General features: G+C 44.6%; 2 protein-coding genes. Both read left to right on the top strand.

The features are described from left to right. Positions 1-320 precede the first annotated feature (320 nt). The gene (locus C5O24_RS13170) at positions 321-1268 is read left to right on the top strand and encodes a DUF6043 family protein (RefSeq protein WP_107035598.1); all 948 of its coding nucleotides are present in this window, start codon (positions 321-323) and stop codon (positions 1266-1268) included. Positions 1269-1449: 181 nt separating this feature from the next. Next, positions 1450-1680 (top strand): MerR family transcriptional regulator (locus tag C5O24_RS13165; protein WP_107681962.1); only part of this gene is annotated, 231 nt, incomplete at its 3' end.

The raw sequence follows: 1680 nt of genomic DNA, 5'->3' as shown, positions 1-1680 counted from the left end.
ATCTAAGTAAATCCACAACACATTCAGATTACCTGATATTATTTATGATAATGTATTCGTTAATCTCAATTATCCCATATATTATTGTGACGAAAATTTATTCGCTTATTTCAAAACGACTATGACACATAAATTGGATGTATTTTGGATTGCGCGGGGAGCGTTGCTCGTTCTCATGGTCGGGTGTTGCTTGTCCGAGGGTTGGATTGAAGATACTGCACTGCTTGGCGGAACTTATGTGTTGTCGCTGTTATCGTTCAAAGTACTATTATCTTTTTTGACCTTTGCGCGTTATTACTTTATGAATTAGAAATTTCACTATGAAAAATCAGCAAGATAACTTAGGCAGTCAGGATGGAAAGATTGATTTGAAGATGTGGATGGAGGAGCATCCGCAGGAATATGGCGAGTTTGCTGCGGCGATGGGCGAAGCGGACTCGCTGGAGGTGTTTTTGTTGGGTGCAGCAGCATTTCTTTCGTCGCCGGAGTTTCAGAAGCGATTGGAGAATATGATTGACCTTGACAATCTGGACTTGGATGAGCTTTTGAAGATTATCCGGGAATCGGGCTATGCCCGGATTGTACTGAGTGGGCAGCCGGCGGATAGCGAATGGGCTAAATACCGGTTGCCCTTTGCCGCATGGCTCAAATATGGACGCTCTTCTGAAATGATGATAGATAATATTGAGGAAGCGGCAGAGTCGATTGACAACAAACAGTACCAGTGGCAGCTTGCAAAGTTCATGAAGATATTTCTTGCGAGGGAGGTAGAGGATAAACGACGCTCGCGCAAGGATTTGAAGGAGTATCTTGATTATCGCATGAGTGTAGATAACGGCAATTTGGCTGATTGGGCGTTGGAGGGTATTGATGAGTCTAAACCGACTGCTAAAATTACAGAAAACGCAGAATTATCTCATGACCTTCTTTCCCTTTTGGCATCTCACGGCAGTGAGATTGTTAAGCGCATTGGCAAATGGATAGAAACACATATCCGTGGTGTTGACATAGCGCACTTATATGTCGCACTTGTCGAGTCTGGCGAGCTGGATCCGTCAACACCTGTCAAACGATTTGTCGAGATATTATCCGCCACATTCCCTGAATGCAAAATCGTCGGCGAGCGTCAGGTGCAGAAGAGCGTAAACACGCTACAAGATTTATCTCCCAATCGTAAGCGATTTATCAAAGACGAGCCAGAACATCGCTTCGCTATTGACTCTATAAAGACCGATGTTTTACGAATTGACCCAGATGGAGTAGACTGAAATAACCTCTTTTCAATTCGTTTGATTCGTTCCGGAGTTCGCGAACTTAACGAACCATCAATTCTTTTTAATCCAAGAAATTACGCTATACTTTTGCGTCATCGTTCCATTTCGGAGCGGTGGCGTTTCTGTCTTATGCCGCCAGTAGAAGCGTCGAACAATGTCGGCAATCAAAACAAAAATGCAAGATTTATTAGATATGCTCAATGAGGGTCGGGCCCATGTCAAGGTAGAGATGAACGCCGAAGACCTCAAAGCATTTTCGGAGGACTTGATCCGCCGCGCAAAGGATGAACTCGGCTCGATGGTCGAGGCAGCCAAGAAAGAACGTATGCTCACCAAAGCCGAGGTAAAGGAACTCTTTGGCGTATGCGATGCCACACTCTGGCACTGGGCAAATAAAGGTATCCTC

It is taken from the genome of Paramuribaculum intestinale (assembly GCF_003024925.1).
Classification (GTDB): domain Bacteria; phylum Bacteroidota; class Bacteroidia; order Bacteroidales; family Muribaculaceae; genus Paramuribaculum; species Paramuribaculum intestinale.
This window is presented reverse-complemented; position numbering and strand designations above follow the sequence as displayed.

Bases quoted from the DNA above. Each gene is read 5' to 3' on its own strand.
- C5O24_RS13170 (WP_107035598.1), top strand. From the start codon at position 321: ATGAAAAATCAGCAAGATAACTTAGGCAGTCAGGATGGAAAGATTGAT.